Source organism: Pseudomonas sp. P7548, from assembly GCF_013386585.1.
Classification (GTDB): Bacteria; Pseudomonadota; Gammaproteobacteria; order Pseudomonadales; family Pseudomonadaceae; genus Aquipseudomonas.
This window is the reverse complement of the sequence record NZ_JACARO010000076.1, coordinates 1-16,781: the sequence shown is the minus strand read 5'-3', so window position 1 is coordinate 16,781 and position 16,781 is coordinate 1. Positions and strand designations below refer to the sequence as shown.

Here is a 16,781-nt window from a genome sequence, read left to right as displayed (position 1 = left end):
AAGAGGATTGTTCCAATGGCGACTAACCGTTCCCAGCGTCTGCGCAAAAAACTGTGCGTTGATGAATTTCAAGAGCTGGGTTTCGAACTGAACCTGGACTTCAAAGAAGACCTGAGTGAAGAAGCGACCGACGCTTTCCTCGAAGCATTCATTAAAGAAGCCATGGAAGCCAATGGCCTGGGCTATGTTGGCGGCGATGACTTCGGTCTGGTTTGCCTGCAGAAGCGTGGCTCGGTCAACGAAGAACAGCGCGTAGCTGTTGAAAGCTGGCTCAAAGGCCGCAGCGAACTGAAAAGCGCTGAAGTCAGCCCGCTGCTGGACGTGTGGTATCCGGAAAAGCCGATCAACGCGGCTAAGTGATACTCAAAAAAACGGCGACCTGAGGGTCGCCGTTTTTTTATGCCTTGCGCCAGTTCAGAATCAGCAGCGTCAACACCCCCGCCACAATCCCCCAGAACGCCGAACCGATGGAGAACAGCGTCAAGCCAGACGCGGTGACCATGAAGGTGATCAGCGCCGCTTCCCGCTCCTTCGGCTCATTCATGGCAATGCTCAAGCCATTGATGATCGAGCCAAACAGCGCCAAGGCTGCAATCGACAGCACCAGTTCCTTGGGCAAGGCGGCGAACAATGCCGCCAAGGTAGCGCCAAACACCCCGGCAATCCCGTAGAACACACCGCACCACACCGCCGCGGTGTAGCGTTTGTTGCGGTCTTCATGGGCATGGGGGCCGGTGCAGATGGCCGCGCTGATCGCCGCCAGGTTGATGCCGTGGGAACCGAAGGGCGACAGCACCAGGGAAGCCAAGCCGGTGGCTGTGATCAGCGGCGAGGCCGGCACGGTGTAGCCATCAGCGCGCAGCACGGCAACACCGGGCATGTTCTGCGAGGTCATGGCCACCACAAACAGCGGGATGCCGATGCTGATGGTGGCGGCCAGGGAGAAGTTCGGGGTGGTCCACACCGGCGTCGCCACTTCCAGGTGAAAGCCGCTGAAATCCAGCAACCCCATCAGCCCCGACAGTGCGGTGCCGATCACCAATGCGGCCAGTACCGCGTAGCGCGGCGACAGGCGCTTGATCACCAGGTAAGTGAAAAACATCCCCAGCACCAGGCCGGTGCGATGCTGCGCGGCGACGAAGATCTCGCTGCCGATCTTGAACAGGATGCCGGCGAGCAAGGCCGCCGCCAGCGATGCCGGGATACGCTTGACCAGTTTTTCAAAGCTGCCGGTCAGCCCGCAAATCGTCACCAGCACCGCGCAAGTGATGTAGGCACCGATGGCTTCGCCATAACTCACGCCGCCCAGGCTGGTGATCAACAGCGCCGCGCCGGGGGTGGACCAGGCAATGGTGATCGGCGTGCGATAGCGCAGGGACAGGCCGATGCTGCACACTGCCATGCCGATGGAGATCGCCCAGATCCACGAGGAAATCTGCGCCGTGGTCAAGCCAGCCGCCTGGCCGGCCTGGAACATCAGCACCAGGGAGCTGGTGTAGCCGGTCATCATGGCGATGAAACCGGCCACGACGGCGGACGGCGAAGTGTCGGCCAACGGGCGCAACGGCGCTTGGGTGGCGTGTGTCATGGCGAGGTGTTCCTTTTACCTGAGGCTTTTTACCGATGAAGGCGCGGATTCAAGCCTAAACTCAAACGTAACCACTCATTGCAATACAGCCGACACCGCAAACAGCCGTACAGTGTGTTGGCGCAACCGGTTGTGTACAATGTGCCCTGGTTTTAGGTGATACTTGCCAGCGACACGCTGTTGCCGTATTACGATAAAGCTGCCGCATTACCGTCAATTCGCCGCCGTTCTCCAAACCCGAGTGCCCATGAACGAACAGTTGCAACCTCTCAAGAAACAACCGCGAGCTGGCAAGGCCGGTCGCAGCGGAACCCAGGACGATATCGTCTATGCGCATATCTTCGAGGCGATCCTTGAACAACGCCTGGCACCCGGTACCAAATTGAGTGAAGAGGCACTGGGCGAAATCTTTGGCGTCAGCCGCACCATCATTCGCCGTGCGCTGTCGCGCCTGGCCCATGAAGGCGTGGTGCTGCTGCGGCCCAATCGCGGTGCCGTGGTTGCCAGCCCGAGTGTCGAAGAGGCCCGCCAGGTGTTCATGGCGCGGCGTCTGGTGGAGCGCGCGATCACCGAGCTGGCGGTGCAGCACGCCACCGCCGAGCAACTGGCCGAACTGCGCCAGATGGTCAACGACGAGCGCGACAGTTTCTCCCGGGGCGATCGCGGTGCGGGCATTCGTCTTTCCGGCGAATTCCACCTCAAGCTGGCCGAAGCGGCGAAGAACGCGCCGTTGATCAGCTTCCAGCGCAGCCTGGTGTCCCAGACCTCGTTGATCATCGCCCAGTACGAAAGCGGCAACCGCTCGCACTGCTCCTACGATGAACACACCCAGTTGATCGATGCGATCGAAGCGCGGGACGCGGTGCTGGCGGTGGATTTGATGATGCACCACATGGATCACATCGACAGCAAGCTCAACCTCGATGAAGAGAGCGCGTCGGATGATTTGCATGCGGTGTTTTCGCACCTGTTGCAGACCAAGAAGCCAGGGCGCTCCTCGATCAAACTCTGATCCCAATAAAAAATGTGGGGGCCGGCTTGTGTGGGAGCTGGCTTGCCTGCGATGGCATCACCTGGGTCTAACAGAAAGACCGAGGTGTCTGCATCGCAGGCGAGCCAGCTCTCACAAAAGCCCGCTCCCACATTGGGTTTTGTGGTGTACCTGAAATTAGCGCTGGTGTACGAGCTGCCCCGCCGCATACGTCTGCAACACCGTCCGATCATCCCCCAGCGTCATCAACACAAACAACGTCTCGGCGATGTTGTTCGCCTGTTTCAAGCGATAGCTCAGCAACGGCGTGGCGTTGTAATCCAGCACCAGGAAGTCCGCATCGGTGCCCGGCTGCAGCGTGCCGATCTTGTCTTCCAAGCGCAGCGCACGGGCACCGCCCAGGGTTGCCAGGTACAGCGACTTGAACGGGCTCAACCGCGCGCCCTGCAACTGCATCACCTTGTACGCTTCATTCAAGGTTTGCAGCAGCGAGAAGCTGGTGCCGCCGCCCACGTCGGTGCCCAGGCCTACGTTGAGTTTGTGTTTTTCCGCCATCGGCAGGTTGAACAAGCCACTGCCGAGGAAGAAGTTCGACGTAGGGCAGAACGCAACCGCCGAGCCGGTTTCTGCCAGGCGCGCGCATTCGTCGTCACACAAGTGTACGCCGTGGGCAAACACCGAGCGCTCGCCGAGCAGTTTGTAGTGGTCGTACACATCCAAGTAGCCGTTGCGCTCCGGGAACAGTTCCTTCACCCACTCGACTTCCTGCTTGTTCTCACTGATGTGGGTCTGCATGTAAAGGTCCGGGTATTCGCCCAGCAATTGCCCGGCCAGTGCCAGTTGTTCCGGCGTGCTGGTCGGCGCAAAGCGTGGGGTGACCGCGTAGTGCAGGCGGCCCTTGCCGTGCCAGCGTTCGATCAGTGTCTTGCTTTCCTGGTAGCCGCTTTCGGCGGTGTCGGTGAGGTAGTCCGGCGCGTTGCGGTCCATCATCACCTTGCCGGCGATCATGCGCAGGTCGAGTTTCTCGGCTGCTTCGAAGAATGCATTCACCGACTGCGGGTGCACGCTGCCAAACACCAGTGCAGTGGTGGTGCCGTTGCGCAGCAGTTCCTTGATGAAGATATCCGCGACTTCTTCGGCATGGGCCTTGTCGGCGAACTGGCTTTCGCACGGGAAGGTGTAGGTGTTGAGCCAATCCAGCAACTGCTCGCCGTAGGCGCCGACCATGCCGGTTTGCGGCAGGTGGATGTGGGTGTCGATCAGGCCGGGGGTGATCAGTGCGTCCTGGTAGTGAGTGACTTCGATGTCGGCGGGCAACGTCGGCAACAAATCACCGGCATGGCCAATGGCGCTGATCTGGCCGTTTTCGATCACCAGCAGGCCGTCTTCAAAGTACTCATAGGAGGCTTCGATCCCCACTTGCGCAGGGTCGGCGATGCTGTGCAGGAGGGCGGCACGGTAGGCTTTGCGAGTCAAAGGCATGGTGATCTCAATTCAAATGGCTTGGCTGCGGCGTGACGCCGGCAGCAGTTTGGCAATGGGTTCGGCGCTGGCGGTGTGCTGGCCGAAATTGGCGTTATAGGTGGCGATGATTTCGCCGGCGATGGAGATAGCGATCTCCACCGGCAGTTTGCCCTTCACCTCGGTGAGGCCCATGGGGCAACGCATGCGTTGCAGCTGCGCGGCGTCAAAGCCGCGATCACGCAGGCGATGTTCGAACTTGACGCGCTTGGTCTTCGAACCGATCAGGCCGAAGTAGGCGAAGTCGTTGCGTTTGAGCAGCGCGGCGGTGAGTTCCAGGTCCAGCGCGTGATTGTGGGTCATCACGATGCAGTAACTGCCCACCGGCAGGTCGGCAATTTCATCGACCGGCTCTTCGCTGACGATTTTACGCACGCCTTGCGGGATATGTTCCGGAAACTCCTGGTCACGGGAATCGATCCAGCGCACCCGGCACGGCAGGCTCGCCAGCAACGGCACCAGTGCGCGCCCCACGTGGCCGGCGCCAAACACGGCGATCTGCGCCTGCACCTGGCCCATGGGTTCGAACAGCAACACGGTCACGCCCCCGCAGCACTGGCCCAGGCTGGCGCCGAGGCTGAAGCGCTCCAGGTGGGTGTTCTGCTGGCCACGCACGAGCATGTCCCGGGCGATCTGCATCGCTTTGTATTCCAGGTGGCCGCCGCCGATGGTGTCGAAGGTTTGCGCGGCGCTGATCACCATTTTGGAACCGGCGTTGCGTGGCGTGGAGCCGAGTTCTTCGATGATGGTCACCAGCACGCAGGGTTCACCGCGGTTCTGCAGGTCGGCGAGGGCGCTGATCCAGTTGTTCATGTTCACCTCAACATCTCTGTTGTCAGTTCTGCCGTCTTCGCGAGCAAGCCCGCTCCCACAGGGGAATGCATTTCAAATGTGGGAGCGGGCTTGCTCGCGAAAGCAGCGCCCCGGTCTAAAGCGAAGCCATCTCGGTTTCAGTTTCCACAGGCGATGCAGCTTTCAACTGCCGCATCTGCTCACACCCCCACAACACCCGCTCCGGCGTCGCCGGCGCATCGATCTTCGGCTGATGGCGATAGTCGCCCAGGCTCGCCACCGCATCCTTGATCGCGCACCACGAGGCAATCCCGAGCATGAACGGCGGCTCGCCCACGGCCTTGGAATGGAACACCGTGTCTTCCGGGTTCTTGCGGTTCTCCACCAGCTTCACCCGCAGGTCCAGGGGCATGTCGGCCACGGCCGGGATCTTGTAGCTGGCCGGGCCGTTGGTCATCAGCTTGCCCTTGTTGTTCCACACCAGCTCTTCCATGGTCAGCCAGCCCATGCCCTGGATGAAGCCGCCTTCCACTTGGCCGATGTCGATGGCAGGGTTCAGCGAGGCGCCCACGTCATGCAGGATGTCGGTGCGCAGCATCTTGTATTCGCCGGTCAGGGTATCGACGATCACTTCGCAGCACGCTGCGCCAAAGGCGAAGTAGTAGAACGGCCGGCCCCGTGACTGGCTGCGGTCGTAGTAGATTTTTGGGGTCTTGTAGAAGCCGGTGCTCGACAGCGAGACCTGGGCGAAATACGCCTGCTGGATCAACGCCTCGAACGTCAGGATCTGGTCACGCACCCGCACATGGCCGTTGTGGAATTGCACATCCGCTTCGCTCACGTCGTATTTGCGTGCGGCGAACTCCACCAGGCGCTGCTTGATGGTTTCGGCAGCATTCTGTGCGGCCTTACCGTTCAGGTCGGCACCGCTGGAAGCGGCGGTTGGCGAGGTGTTGGGCACCTTGTCGGTGTTGGTCGCGGTGATCTGCACGCGGTCGATTTCCACTTGGAACACTTCGGCCACCACTTGCGCGACCTTGGTGTTCAAACCCTGGCCCATCTCGGTGCCGCCGTGGTTCAGGTGGATGCTGCCGTCGGTGTAGATGTGAATCAGCGCACCGGCCTGGTTGAGGAAGCTGGCGGTAAACGAAATGCCGAACTTCACCGGGGTCAGCGCCAGGCCTTTTTTCAGGATCGGGCTGTGGGCGTTGTACAGGCGGATCGCTTCGCGGCGCTCGGCGTATTGGCTGCTGGCTTCCAGCTCGGCGGTCATCTCTTCGAGCATGTTGTGCTCGACGGTCTGGTAGTAGTGGGTGACGTTGCGCTCGGTCTTGCCATAGTAGTTGGCCTTGCGCACCGCCAGCGGGTCCAGCGCCAGGTGGCGGGCGATGGCGTCCATCACCTCTTCGATGGCGACCATGCCTTGCGGGCCGCCGAAGCCGCGATAGGCGGTGTTGGACGCGGTGTTGGTCTTGCAGCGGTGGCCGTTGACCGTGGCGTCGCCCAGGTAATACGAGTTGTCGGAGTGGAACATGGCCCGGTCGACAATCGAGTTGGACAGGTCCGGCGAGCAGCCGCAATTGCCTGCCAGTTCCAGGTTGATCCCGTGCAGGCGACCGTTGTCGTCAAAACCCACGTCGTATTCGATATAGAAGGGGTGGCGCTTGCCGGTCATCAGCATGTCTTCGACGCGCGGCAGGCGCATCTTGGTCGGCTGGCCGGTGAGGCGTGCAACCACCGCACACAGGCACGCGGGGCTGGCGGCCTGGGTTTCCTTGCCGCCAAAACCACCGCCCATGCGGCGCATGTCCACGACGATCTTGTTCATCGACACGTCCAGCACTTCGGCCACCAGCTTCTGCACTTCGGTGGGGTTCTGTGTGGAGCAGTAGACGATCATGCCGCCGTCTTCGGTGGGCATTACCGAGGAGATCTGGGTTTCCAGGTAGAAGTGTTCCTGGCCGCCGATGTGCAGGGTGCCCTGGATACGGTTTTTTGCCGTGGCCAATGCGCCCGCCGAATCGCCGCGCTGGTGGGTGTGGCTGTCGAGCACAAAGTGCTTCTTGCGAAACGCCTCGACCACGTCCAGCACCGGCTCCAGGTCTTCGTATTCGATCACGGCGGCCATCGCCGCTTTGCGTGCGGTTTCCAGGTCGCGGGCCGCCACCGCCAGCACCACCTGGCCAACGAACTGCACGGTGTCGATGGCCAGCAACGGGTCGCCGGGCATCAGCGGGCCGATGTCTTTCAGGCCCGGCACGTCTTCGTGGGTGATGGCAATGCGCACGCCTTCAAAGGCGTAGCAGGGCGCGGTGTCGATGCTGATGATGCGCGCATGGGCGCGGTCGGACATGCGTGCATACAGGTGCAACTGGTTGGGGAATTCCAGGCGGTCATCGATGTACTGCGCTTCACCGGACACATGCTTGGCGGCGCTGTCATGCTTGACGCTGCGGCCCACACCGGAGGTGAGGTCCTGGGCGAACAGCTCGGCCAGTTCAGCCTGGGTTTTAACGACGGCGTGATGGTTAGACATAAGCGGTCACCCGAGTCTCGATGTGTGGCGTTTGCAGCTCGATGAAGTATTTGCGCAGCAGGTTCTGGGCGCTGAGCAGGCGGTATTCCTTGCTGGCGCGGAAGTCCGACAGCGGGGTGAAGTCTTCGGCCAAGGCGGCGCAGGCTTTTTCCACGGTGGCAGCGTTCCAGATCGCGCCGATCAGCACGGTTTCGCAGTGCTTCGCACGTTTGGGGATGGCGGCCATGCCGCCAAAAGCCACGCGGGCATCGCTGATCACACCGTTGTCGAGCTTCAGGTTGAACGCGGCGCAGACGGCGGAAATGTCATCGTCCAGGCGCTTGGAAACCTTGTACGCACGGAACAGCGCGTGGCCCTTGGGCACAATGATCTTCTCGATGAACTCGCTGTCCTGGCGGGCGGTGACGCGGTAGTCGATGAAGTAGTCTTCCAGCGCCAGGGTGCGGCGGGTGTTGCCTTTGCACAGCACGATCTGCGCGCCGAGGGCGATCAGCAGCGGCGGCGAATCGCCGATGGGCGAAGCGTTGCCGATGTTGCCGCCCAGGGTGCCCTGGTTGCGGATCTGCAAAGAGGCGAAGCGGTGCAGCAGGTCGCCGAAGTCCGGGTAAGCGTGGTGCAGCGCGGCGTAGCAGTCGGAGAGGGCGGTGGCGGCGCCGATTTCCAGGCGGTCGTCGAAGTCTTCGATGCGCTTCATCTCGTCGATATTGCCGACGTAGATCATCACCGGCAGCGTGCGGTGGAACTGAGTGACTTCCAGTGCCAGGTCGGTACCGCCCGCCAATAGCCGGGCTTGCGGATAGGCGTCATAGAGGTCAGCCAGGTCGGCGACGGTCAGCGGCACCAGGCAGCGCTTGTCGCCGCTGTTGAGTTCGCCGGTTTGCGTCGGCGCGATGGCTTTGAGCTGGGCGATCGTCTCGGCCTGTCGGCTGTCGAACTGGTCCTGCGGTTTGTTGCAGCACGCCTGTTCGGCGGCGGCCAGGATCGGCCGGTAGCCGGTGCACCGACACAGGTTGCCGGCCAGGGCTTCGTGGGCCTTTTGGCTGTCGGGGGCATCGCTGTTCTTTTGCAGGGCGAACAGCGACATCACAAAACCCGGGGTGCAAAAGCCGCATTGCGAGCCGTGGCACTCGACCATGGCCTGTTGCACGCTGTGCAGTTGGCCCTGGTGCTTGAGGTCTTCGACGCTGATCAGTTGCTTGCCGTGCAGGGATGACACAAAGGTCAGGCACGAATTGAGGCTGCGGTAACGGATCTGCTCGACGCCGTGTGCATCGGTATGCAGCTCGCCGACCACCACGGTGCAGGCACCGCAATCGCCGCTGGCGCAGCCTTCCTTGGTACCGGATTTGCCCAAATGCTCGCGCAGGTAGTTGAGCACCGTCAGGTTGGGGTCCAGGGCGTGCTCGCTACGGAGTTCCCTGTTAAGTAAAAACTGGATCACGGAAGGCCTCGCAGACTCATTATTGTTGTTAACCGCTTTGCGCCGAATCTAGTCATCTCTGACTTTTCGGTCAATGATTTTCTGACCAGAAGGTCAAGAAAATGCAGTCGCAACACTTTCAATTATGGTCCAGTCTTCTGGAACCGGCGTTTTCAGGGGCTTTTGGCTTTTCAACATTGCTTATTTCATGCCAAATTCGCCACGGTGGGCGTAGCGCCATCAGCGGGCCAATGCGCTACACTGCCGCGCTTGTACCGATAGAAGATTTTGAAGGGAAAACATGACGTTCAAGGCGCCGGACAGTCTCGCCGAGCAAATTGCTCACCACCTCGCCGAACGTATCATTCGCGGCGATCTCAAGCCTGGGGAGCGGATCCAGGAACAGAAGGTCACGCTGGCACTCAACGTCAGCCGTGGTTCCGTGCGTGAAGCCTTGCTGATCCTCGAACGCCGCCACCTGATCGCGATCCTGCCGCGCCGTGGCGCCCACGTCACCGAGCTCACCGCGCACAAGGTGCAGAGCCTGTGTACCTTGATGGGCGAGCTGTACATCCTGCTGGGCAACGCCGTGGCCCAAGGCTGGCAGACCCAGGCCGACATGGGCCCGTTCCTGCAGATCCAGCAGCGCCTGGTGGCGAGTTTCGAGCGCCAGGACATCCGCGCGTTCGTCGAAGAAAGCTTCAACGTGATGCGCGCCGCGTACCCCTTCGCCAATAACCCGTACCTGCAGGAAACCGTCGAGAACCTGCAACCGGCGATGAACCGCGCCTATTACCTGGCGCTGGATCAGCGCAAGGCGTCGATGAGCGAGTACCTGACGCTGTTCGAGCAACTGCTCGCCGCCGTGCTCGCCCGTGACCTGGTGCAGATCCGCCAAGTGCTCTCGGCCTACGGCCAGCGCAGTTGCTCGCTGGTCATCGCTGCGTTGGCGGACGCCTAAACGTGCGGCTCAAGTGCATCAAACTGGCGGGGTTCAAATCCTTCGTCGACCCGACCACGGTGAACTTCCCCAGTAACATGGCGGCGGTGGTCGGGCCCAACGGTTGCGGCAAGTCGAATATCATCGACGCCGTCCGCTGGGTGATGGGCGAGAGCTCGGCGAAAAACCTGCGTGGCGAGTCGATGACCGACGTCATCTTCAACGGCTCCACCAGCCGCAAGCCCGTGAGCCAGGCCAGCATCGAACTGGTGTTCGATAACTCCGATGGCACCTTGATCGGCGAATACGCGGCCTACGCGGAAATCTCCATCCGCCGCAAAGTGACCCGCGACAGCCAGAACAGCTACTTCCTCAACGGCACCAAGTGTCGCCGTCGGGACATCACCGATATTTTCCTCGGCACAGGCCTGGGCCCGCGCAGCTACTCGATCATCGAACAGGGCATGATCTCCAAGCTGATCGAAGCCAAGCCCGAAGACCTGCGCAACTTTATCGAGGAAGCGGCCGGCATCTCCAAGTACAAGGAGCGCCGCCGCGAGACCGAAAACCGCATTCGCCGTACCCATGAAAACCTCGCTCGCCTCACCGACCTGCGCGAAGAGCTGGAGCGCCAGTTGGAGCGCCTGCACCGCCAGGCCCAGGCCGCCGAGAAGTATCAGGAATACAAGGGCGAAGAGCGCCAGCTCAAGGCACAACTGTCGGCCCTGCGCTGGCAGGCGCTGAATGATCAGGTGGGCCAGCGCGAAGCAATCATCGGCACCCAGGAAATCAGCTTTGAGGCCCTGGTGGCCGAGCAGCGCAACGCTGACGCCAGCATCGAGCGCCTGCGTGACGGTCACCATGACCTGTCCGAGCGTTTCAATCTGGTGCAGGGCCGCTTTTATTCGGTGGGCGGCGACATTGCCCGCGTCGAGCAAAGCATCCAGCACGGCCAGCAGCGCCTGCGCCAGTTGCAGGATGATTTGAAAGAAGCCGAACGTGCGCGCCTGGAGACCGAATCCCACCTGGGCCATGACCGCACCTTGCTGCTGACCCTCGGCGAAGAGCTGGACATGCTCACCCCCGAGCAGGAAGTCACCAGCGCCGCTGCCGAAGAGGCCGCCGCCGCCCTGGAAGAATCCGAAACCACCATGCACGGCTGGCAGGAGCAGTGGGACACCTTCAACCTGCAATCCGCCGAGCCGCGCCGCCAGGCTGAGGTGCAACAGTCGCGCATCCAGCAACTGGAAACCAGCATGGAGCGCCTGGCCGAGCGCCAGCGCCGCATGCAGGAAGAGCGTGCGTTGCTGTCTGCCGACCCGGAAGACGCGGCGATCATGGAACTGAGCGAGCAGCTGGCCGAAAGCGAAATGACGCTGGAAGAGCTGGAAGCCAGCGAAGAACAACAAGTGGAGCGCCTGGAGCAACTGCGTCAGCAACTGCAACAGGCGACCCAGGCCCAGCAGCAGGCCCAGGGTGATCTGCAGCGCTTGAACGGGCGCCTGGCGTCCCTTGAAGCCTTGCAGCAGGCCGCGCTGGACCCCGGCACCGGTACCGCCGAATGGCTGCGCGACCAGCACCTGGCCGAGCGCCCACGCCTGGCCGAAGGCTTGAAAGTGGAAGCGGGTTGGGAGCTGGCGGTGGAAACCGTGCTGGGTGCTGACCTGCAAGCGGTGTTGGTGGATGATTTTGGCGGGTTCGACCTGTCGGGTTTTGCCCAGGGTGACTTGCGTTTGCTCAGCCCTGCGGCGGACGGTATGCGAGTATCGGGCAGCTTGCTGGATAAGGTTGAAGCAGCGATTGACCTGTCGCCGTGGCTGGGTCAAGTCAAACCGGTGGATTCGCTGGAGCAGGCGCTGGCCCGGCGCGGTCAACTGGGGGCTGGTGAAAGCCTGATCAGCCGCGACGGCTATTGGGTCGGCCGGCACTTCCTGCGGGTGCGTCGCGCCAGTGAAGCAGAGAGCGGCGTGTTGGCCCGGGGCCAGGAGATCGTCAACCTGATCGCCGAGCGTGAAGAGCGCGAAGCCACCCTTGAAGGTCTGGAAACCCAGCTGCAAACCCTGCGCGCCACCCAGCGCCAGCAAGAGACCGGCCGCGAACACCTGCGCCGCCTATTGCAGGACGAAGCGCGCCAGCAAGGCGAGCTGAAAGCCCAGCTGTCCGCGAGCAAAGCCAAGGTCGAGCAACTGACCCTGCGCCGTACCCGCCTCGACGAGGAAGTCGCCGAGATGGGCGAGCAGCGCGCCCTGGAACACGAACAGATTGGCGAGGCGCGCCTGCATTTGCAGGAAGCCCTCGACAGCATGGCGCTGGACACCGAGCAGCGCGAACTGCTGCTGGCCCAGCGCGACAGCCTGCGCGAGCGCCTTGACCGCGTGCGTCAGGAAGCCCGTCAGCATAAAGATCACGCTCACCAGTTGGCGGTGCGTCTGGGTTCGCTCAAGGCTCAGCACGCGTCCACGGCCCAGGCCCTCGAGCGTTTGGAGATGCAGTCCGAACGCCTCACCGAAAAGCGCGAGCAACTGAGCCTCAACCTGGAGGAGGGCGAAGCGCCGCTGGAAGAGTTGCGTCTCAAGCTCGAAGAGCTGCTCGACAAACGCATGACCGTCGACGAAGAACTCAAGACCGCGCAGATTGCCCTGGAAGACGCCGACCGCGAACTGCGCGACGCCGAGAAGCGCCGCACCCAGGCCGAGCAGCAATCCCAGCTGATCCGCGGCCAGCTCGAACAGCAGCGCATGGAATGGCAAGCCCTGACCGTGCGCCGCAAGACCCTGCAGGACCAGTTGCTCGAAGACGGCTACGACCTGCACGGCGTGCTCAATACCCTGACCGCCCAGGCCAACGAGAAAGAAGCCGAAGAAGAACTTGAGCGCATTGCTGCACGTATCCAACGCCTCGGCGCGATCAACCTCGCGGCCATCGACGAATACCAGCAGCAGTCCGAGCGTAAACGTTACCTGGACGCCCAGGACGCCGACTTGGTCGAAGCCCTGGACACCCTGGAAAACGTGATCCGCAAGATCGACAAGGAAACCCGTAATCGTTTCAAAGATACCTTTGATCAGATTAATGGCGGTTTACAGGCCTTATTCCCGAAAGTTTTCGGTGGAGGCAGCGCTTACTTGGAACTGACGGGCGAAGATCTACTCGATACAGGGGTAACGATCATGGCGCGGCCTCCGGGCAAGAAGAACAGCACCATCCATTTGTTGTCCGGCGGCGAGAAGGCCCTGACCGCATTGGCCCTGGTATTTGCGATCTTCAAGTTGAACCCGGCGCCGTTCTGCATGCTCGATGAAGTTGACGCCCCGCTGGATGACGCTAACGTTGGACGGTATGCACGCCTGGTTAAGGAGATGTCCCAGACTGTGCAGTTCATCTATATCACCCACAACAAGATCGCCATGGAAATGGCCGATCAACTGATGGGTGTGACGATGCACGAACCGGGCTGTTCGCGCCTGGTGGCGGTGGACGTGGAAGAAGCGATGGCGATGGTGGAATCCTGAACCACGCTTTGAAAGAGAATTTTCAGCAGGATGTAAGGTGATGGAGCCGGCTGTGAAATATGGCAAATGGACATATTTGTTCAAGGCATTTTGACAGACGGTGTAAAGTTATCTTTGGTCGTGCTAGTTTAATGTCAATTTTTCGTGTGCGTGGGCAAAACGTCAGTCAGAACATAGAGTTGGCGCCACGTTTTAAAGCGGTTTGCACGGTGCTAAACCCCTTATTTTTCAGCATTTTTTATTAGAGGCACGGGATTACATGGAAATCGGTCTGCGCGAGTGGCTGATCGTCATCGGCATTATTGTCATTGCCGGTATTCTTTTTGATGGCTGGCGCCGGATGCGTGGCGGCAAGGGCAAGCTCAAGTTCCGCCTGGACCGAAACCTGTCCAACCTGCCGGACGACGACGGCAGCGCCGAGCTGCTGGGGCCGCCCCGTGTGCTGGATACCCATAAAGAACCGCAACTGGACGAGCACGACCTGCCGTCGATGAGCGCACCGCTGCGAGAAGCCCGTGAGCCGTCCTCCAAGCGTGGCAAGCGCAACAGTGCGCCGGTCGCCGAGCCGCATCAGGGCGACCTGAACCTCGACGTCGATGAAGGCCCGAGCTTCAGCAGCCGCGACGATGATTTCCCGGACGAGAACATTGGCAAGAGCACCGCGCCGCGCCAGTCGGTGAACGACCAGCCGGCCGCTGAAGAAGTGCTGGTGATCAGCGTGATCTGCCGCGACGCCGCCGGCTTCAAGGGCCCGGCACTGTTGCAGAACATCCTGGAAAGCGGCCTGCGTTTTGGCGAGATGGACATCTTCCACCGTCACGAAAGCATGGCGGGTAACGGCGAGGTGCTGTTCTCCATGGCCAACGCGGTCAAGCCGGGCACGTTCGATCTGGACGACATCGACCTGTTCAGCACTCCGGCCGTGAGCTTCTTCCTCGGTTTGCCAGGCCCGCGTCACCCGAAACAAGCGTTCGACGTGATGGTGGCGGCAGCCCGCAAGCTGTCCCAGGAACTCAATGGCGAACTCAAGGACGACCAACGCAGCGTCCTGACCGCCCAGACCATCGAACACTACCGTCAGCGCATCGTCGAGTTCGAGCGTCGCGCCCTGACACAGAAACGCTGAGGTTCGATCTTAAGCGTTGTCTGTAGAATCCGTGCACTAACATATTGAGCAGCTTCGGCTGCTCTTTTGCTTTATGAGAGAACACCCATGACCGCCGCCCACACCCGCATCCTCGAACTGCGCGCTGAACTGGATCAGCACAATTACCGCTACCACGTCCTCGACGAGCCGAGCATTCCGGACGCCGAGTACGACCGGCTGTTCCACGAGCTCAAGGCCCTGGAGGCCGAGCACCCGGAGCTGGTCACGCGGGATTCGCCGACGCAGCGGGTGGGCAGTGCGGCGCTGTCGGCGTTCACCCAGGTCAAGCATGAGATCCCCATGCTCAGCCTTGGCAACGCATTCGATGAAACCACTATGCTGGAATTCGATCGCCGGGTCACCGAAGGTCTCGACCTGCCGGTGGGCGACCTGTTCGGCGGCGGCGCGGCGGTGGAATACAGCTGCGAACCGAAACTGGACGGCCTGGCGGTCAGCCTGTTGTACCAGGACGGCGAGTTGGTACGCGGTGCCACCCGGGGCGACGGCACCACCGGCGAAGACATCAGCGTCAACGTGCGCACCGTGCGCAATATTCCGTTGAAACTGCACGGCAGCGGCTGGCCGGCGACCCTGGAAGTGCGTGGCGAAGTGTTCATGTCCAAGGCCGGGTTCGAGCGGCTCAATGCTTCGCAACTGGAAGTCGGCGGCAAGACTTTCGCCAATCCGCGCAACGCCGCTGCGGGAAGCCTGCGTCAGCTGGATTCGAAGATCACCGCCAGTCGGCCGCTTGAGTTCTGCTGCTATGGCGTGACCACCGATATCAGCGACACCCACATCGGCAACCTGCAACAGCTGCAGAAGTGGGGCATGCCCATCAGCCACGAGCTGAAGCTGGCCAAGGGCATCCAGGATTGCCTTGAGTACTACCGCGATATCGGCGAGCGGCGTAACAGCCTGCCATACGAGATCGACGGCGTGGTATTCAAGGTCAACAGCATTGCTTCCCAGCGTGAACTGGGCTTCCGCGCCCGCGAACCGCGTTGGGCCATCGCCCATAAATTCCCGGCCATGGAAGAGCTGACCGAGCTGCTCGACGTGGAATTCCAGGTCGGCCGCACGGGCGCCGTCACCCCGGTGGCGCGTCTCAAGCCGGTCAAGGTCGCGGGTGTCACCGTGTCCAATGCCACCTTGCACAACATGGACGAAGTGGCGCGACTGGGCGTGATGATTGGCGATACCGTGATCATCCGCCGTGCCGGTGATGTGATCCCGCAAGTCGTCTCCGTGGTGCTTGAGCGCCGTCCGGAAAACGCCCGCGCGGTGCCTATTCCCGAGAGCTGCCCGGTGTGCGGTTCCCATGTTGAGCGCACCCAACTGGTCAAGCGCAGCAAAGGCAAGGAAACCGTCAGCGAAGGCGCGGTGTACCGCTGCGTCGGGCGCCTGGCGTGTGGGGCACAGCTCAAGCAGGCGATCATTCACTTTGTCTCGCGCCGCGCCATGGACATCGACGGCCTGGGCGACAAGACCATCGAGCAATTGGTAGACGAGAAGCTGATTGGCTCGCCGGCTGATCTCTACAAACTCAAGTACGAACAGATCATCGACCTGGAAGGCTTTGCCGATATCTCCAGCAAGAAGCTGATCACGGCCATCGAAAACAGCAAGACGCCGACCCTGGCGCGCTTTATCTACGCCTTGGGTATTCCCGATGTGGGCGAGGAGACCGCCAAGGTGCTGGCGCGCTCCCTGGCGTCTCTGGAGCGCGTGCAGAAGGCCTTGCCGGAAGTGCTGACGTACTTGCCTGACGTGGGCCTGGAAGTGGCGCATGAGATTCACAGCTTCTTTGAAGACAGCCATAACCAGGAAGTGATCGGTGCATTGCTGTCGCCTGAAGAGTGCGGCCTGCAGTTGCAGGATCAGGGCGACTTGAGCGCCGAGTTCGCCGCCAGTACCACCTTGGGCGGGTTGCTCGACAAGCTGCACGTGCCGAGCGTTGGCCCGGGGGCGGCGCAGAAGCTGGCGGACAAATTCGGCAGCCTCGAAGGTGTGATCAAGGCCGATTGGCTCGACATGCGTCAGGCGCTGCCCGAGAAGCAGGCCAAGGCCGTGCGTGACTTCTTTGATAACCCCGACAACGCCAACCGCGCCCTGGCCATCGAGCAACAGCTCCGCGACTTCGGCATGCATTGGCAGAGCGAGAAAAAAGTCGTCGAAGGCTTGCCCGAAGCAGGGCATACCTGGGTGCTCACCGGCTCCCTGGAGCGGATGAGCCGTGACGTGGCCAAGGACAAGCTGGAGAGCCTGGGGGCCAAGGTGGCCGGCTCCGTTTCGGCGAAAACCCACTGCGTGGTCGCCGGGCCGGGTGCGGGCTCC

12 protein-coding genes are annotated in these 16,781 nt (G+C 61.6%); 7 read left to right on the top strand and 5 right to left on the bottom strand.

What is annotated here, in order from left to right; all coding sequences use genetic code 11:
• Positions 1-15: 15 nt before the first annotated feature.
• Positions 16-360, top strand: coding sequence for a YggL family protein (locus HX803_RS25795; protein WP_033900540.1), 345 nt, complete (start codon positions 16-18; stop codon positions 358-360).
• Positions 361-397: 37 nt separating this feature from the next.
• On the opposite strand, the gene HX803_RS25790 is transcribed toward HX803_RS25795, so the two are convergent.
• Positions 398-1,588, bottom strand: coding sequence for a benzoate/H(+) symporter BenE family transporter (locus tag HX803_RS25790; RefSeq protein ID WP_178924577.1), 1,191 nt, complete (start codon positions 1,586-1,588; stop codon positions 398-400).
• Between the two features lie 247 nt (positions 1,589-1,835).
• Here HX803_RS25790 and HX803_RS25785 point away from each other — a divergent pair, with 247 nt between their 5' ends.
• Positions 1,836-2,600 (top strand): GntR family transcriptional regulator, encoded by a 765-nt coding sequence (locus HX803_RS25785; protein WP_176996320.1) that lies wholly within the window; start codon positions 1,836-1,838, stop codon positions 2,598-2,600.
• 156 nt (positions 2,601-2,756) lie between these two features.
• Here HX803_RS25785 and guaD read toward each other — a convergent pair whose 3' ends face one another.
• The 4 genes from guaD to xdhA form a co-directional block, all read right to left on the bottom strand.
• Positions 2,757-4,061, bottom strand: coding sequence for a guanine deaminase (guaD, locus tag HX803_RS25780; protein ID WP_178924575.1), 1,305 nt, complete (start codon positions 4,059-4,061; stop codon positions 2,757-2,759).
• Between the two features lie 12 nt (positions 4,062-4,073).
• Positions 4,074-4,913, bottom strand: a complete 840-nt coding sequence (xdhC, locus tag HX803_RS25775) for a xanthine dehydrogenase accessory protein XdhC (protein ID WP_028617496.1) — start codon at positions 4,911-4,913, stop codon at positions 4,074-4,076.
• Between the two features lie 115 nt (positions 4,914-5,028).
• Positions 5,029-7,428, bottom strand: a complete 2,400-nt coding sequence (gene xdhB, locus HX803_RS25770) for a xanthine dehydrogenase molybdopterin binding subunit (RefSeq protein ID WP_178924572.1) — start codon at positions 7,426-7,428, stop codon at positions 5,029-5,031.
• On the bottom strand, positions 7,421-8,869 hold the full coding sequence (xdhA, locus tag HX803_RS25765; protein WP_178924571.1) for a xanthine dehydrogenase small subunit: 1,449 nt from the start codon (positions 8,867-8,869) through the stop codon (positions 7,421-7,423). Before xdhA ends, xdhB begins: the two co-directional genes overlap by 8 nt.
• 101 nt (positions 8,870-8,970) lie before the next feature.
• On the opposite strand from xdhA, the gene HX803_RS25760 reads away from it, so the two are divergent.
• From HX803_RS25760 to ligA, 5 genes are all read left to right on the top strand, one after another.
• Positions 8,971-9,153, top strand: a complete 183-nt coding sequence (locus HX803_RS25760) for a hypothetical protein (RefSeq protein ID WP_178924569.1) — start codon at positions 8,971-8,973, stop codon at positions 9,151-9,153.
• Positions 9,150-9,809, top strand: coding sequence for a GntR family transcriptional regulator (locus HX803_RS25755; protein WP_176996315.1), 660 nt, complete (start codon positions 9,150-9,152; stop codon positions 9,807-9,809). Before HX803_RS25760 ends, HX803_RS25755 begins: the two co-directional genes overlap by 4 nt.
• A gap of 2 nt (positions 9,810-9,811) precedes the next feature.
• Positions 9,812-13,300: a chromosome segregation protein SMC gene (gene smc, locus HX803_RS25750; RefSeq protein ID WP_178924566.1), complete on the top strand. Its 3,489-nt coding sequence runs from the start codon at positions 9,812-9,814 to the stop codon at positions 13,298-13,300.
• Positions 13,301-13,559: 259 nt separating this feature from the next.
• Positions 13,560-14,426: a cell division protein ZipA gene (gene zipA / locus HX803_RS25745; RefSeq protein ID WP_178924564.1), complete on the top strand. Its 867-nt coding sequence runs from the start codon at positions 13,560-13,562 to the stop codon at positions 14,424-14,426.
• Between the two features lie 87 nt (positions 14,427-14,513).
• A partial coding sequence (gene ligA / locus HX803_RS25740) for an NAD-dependent DNA ligase LigA (protein WP_178924562.1) occupies positions 14,514-16,781 on the top strand: 2,268 nt, incomplete at its 3' end.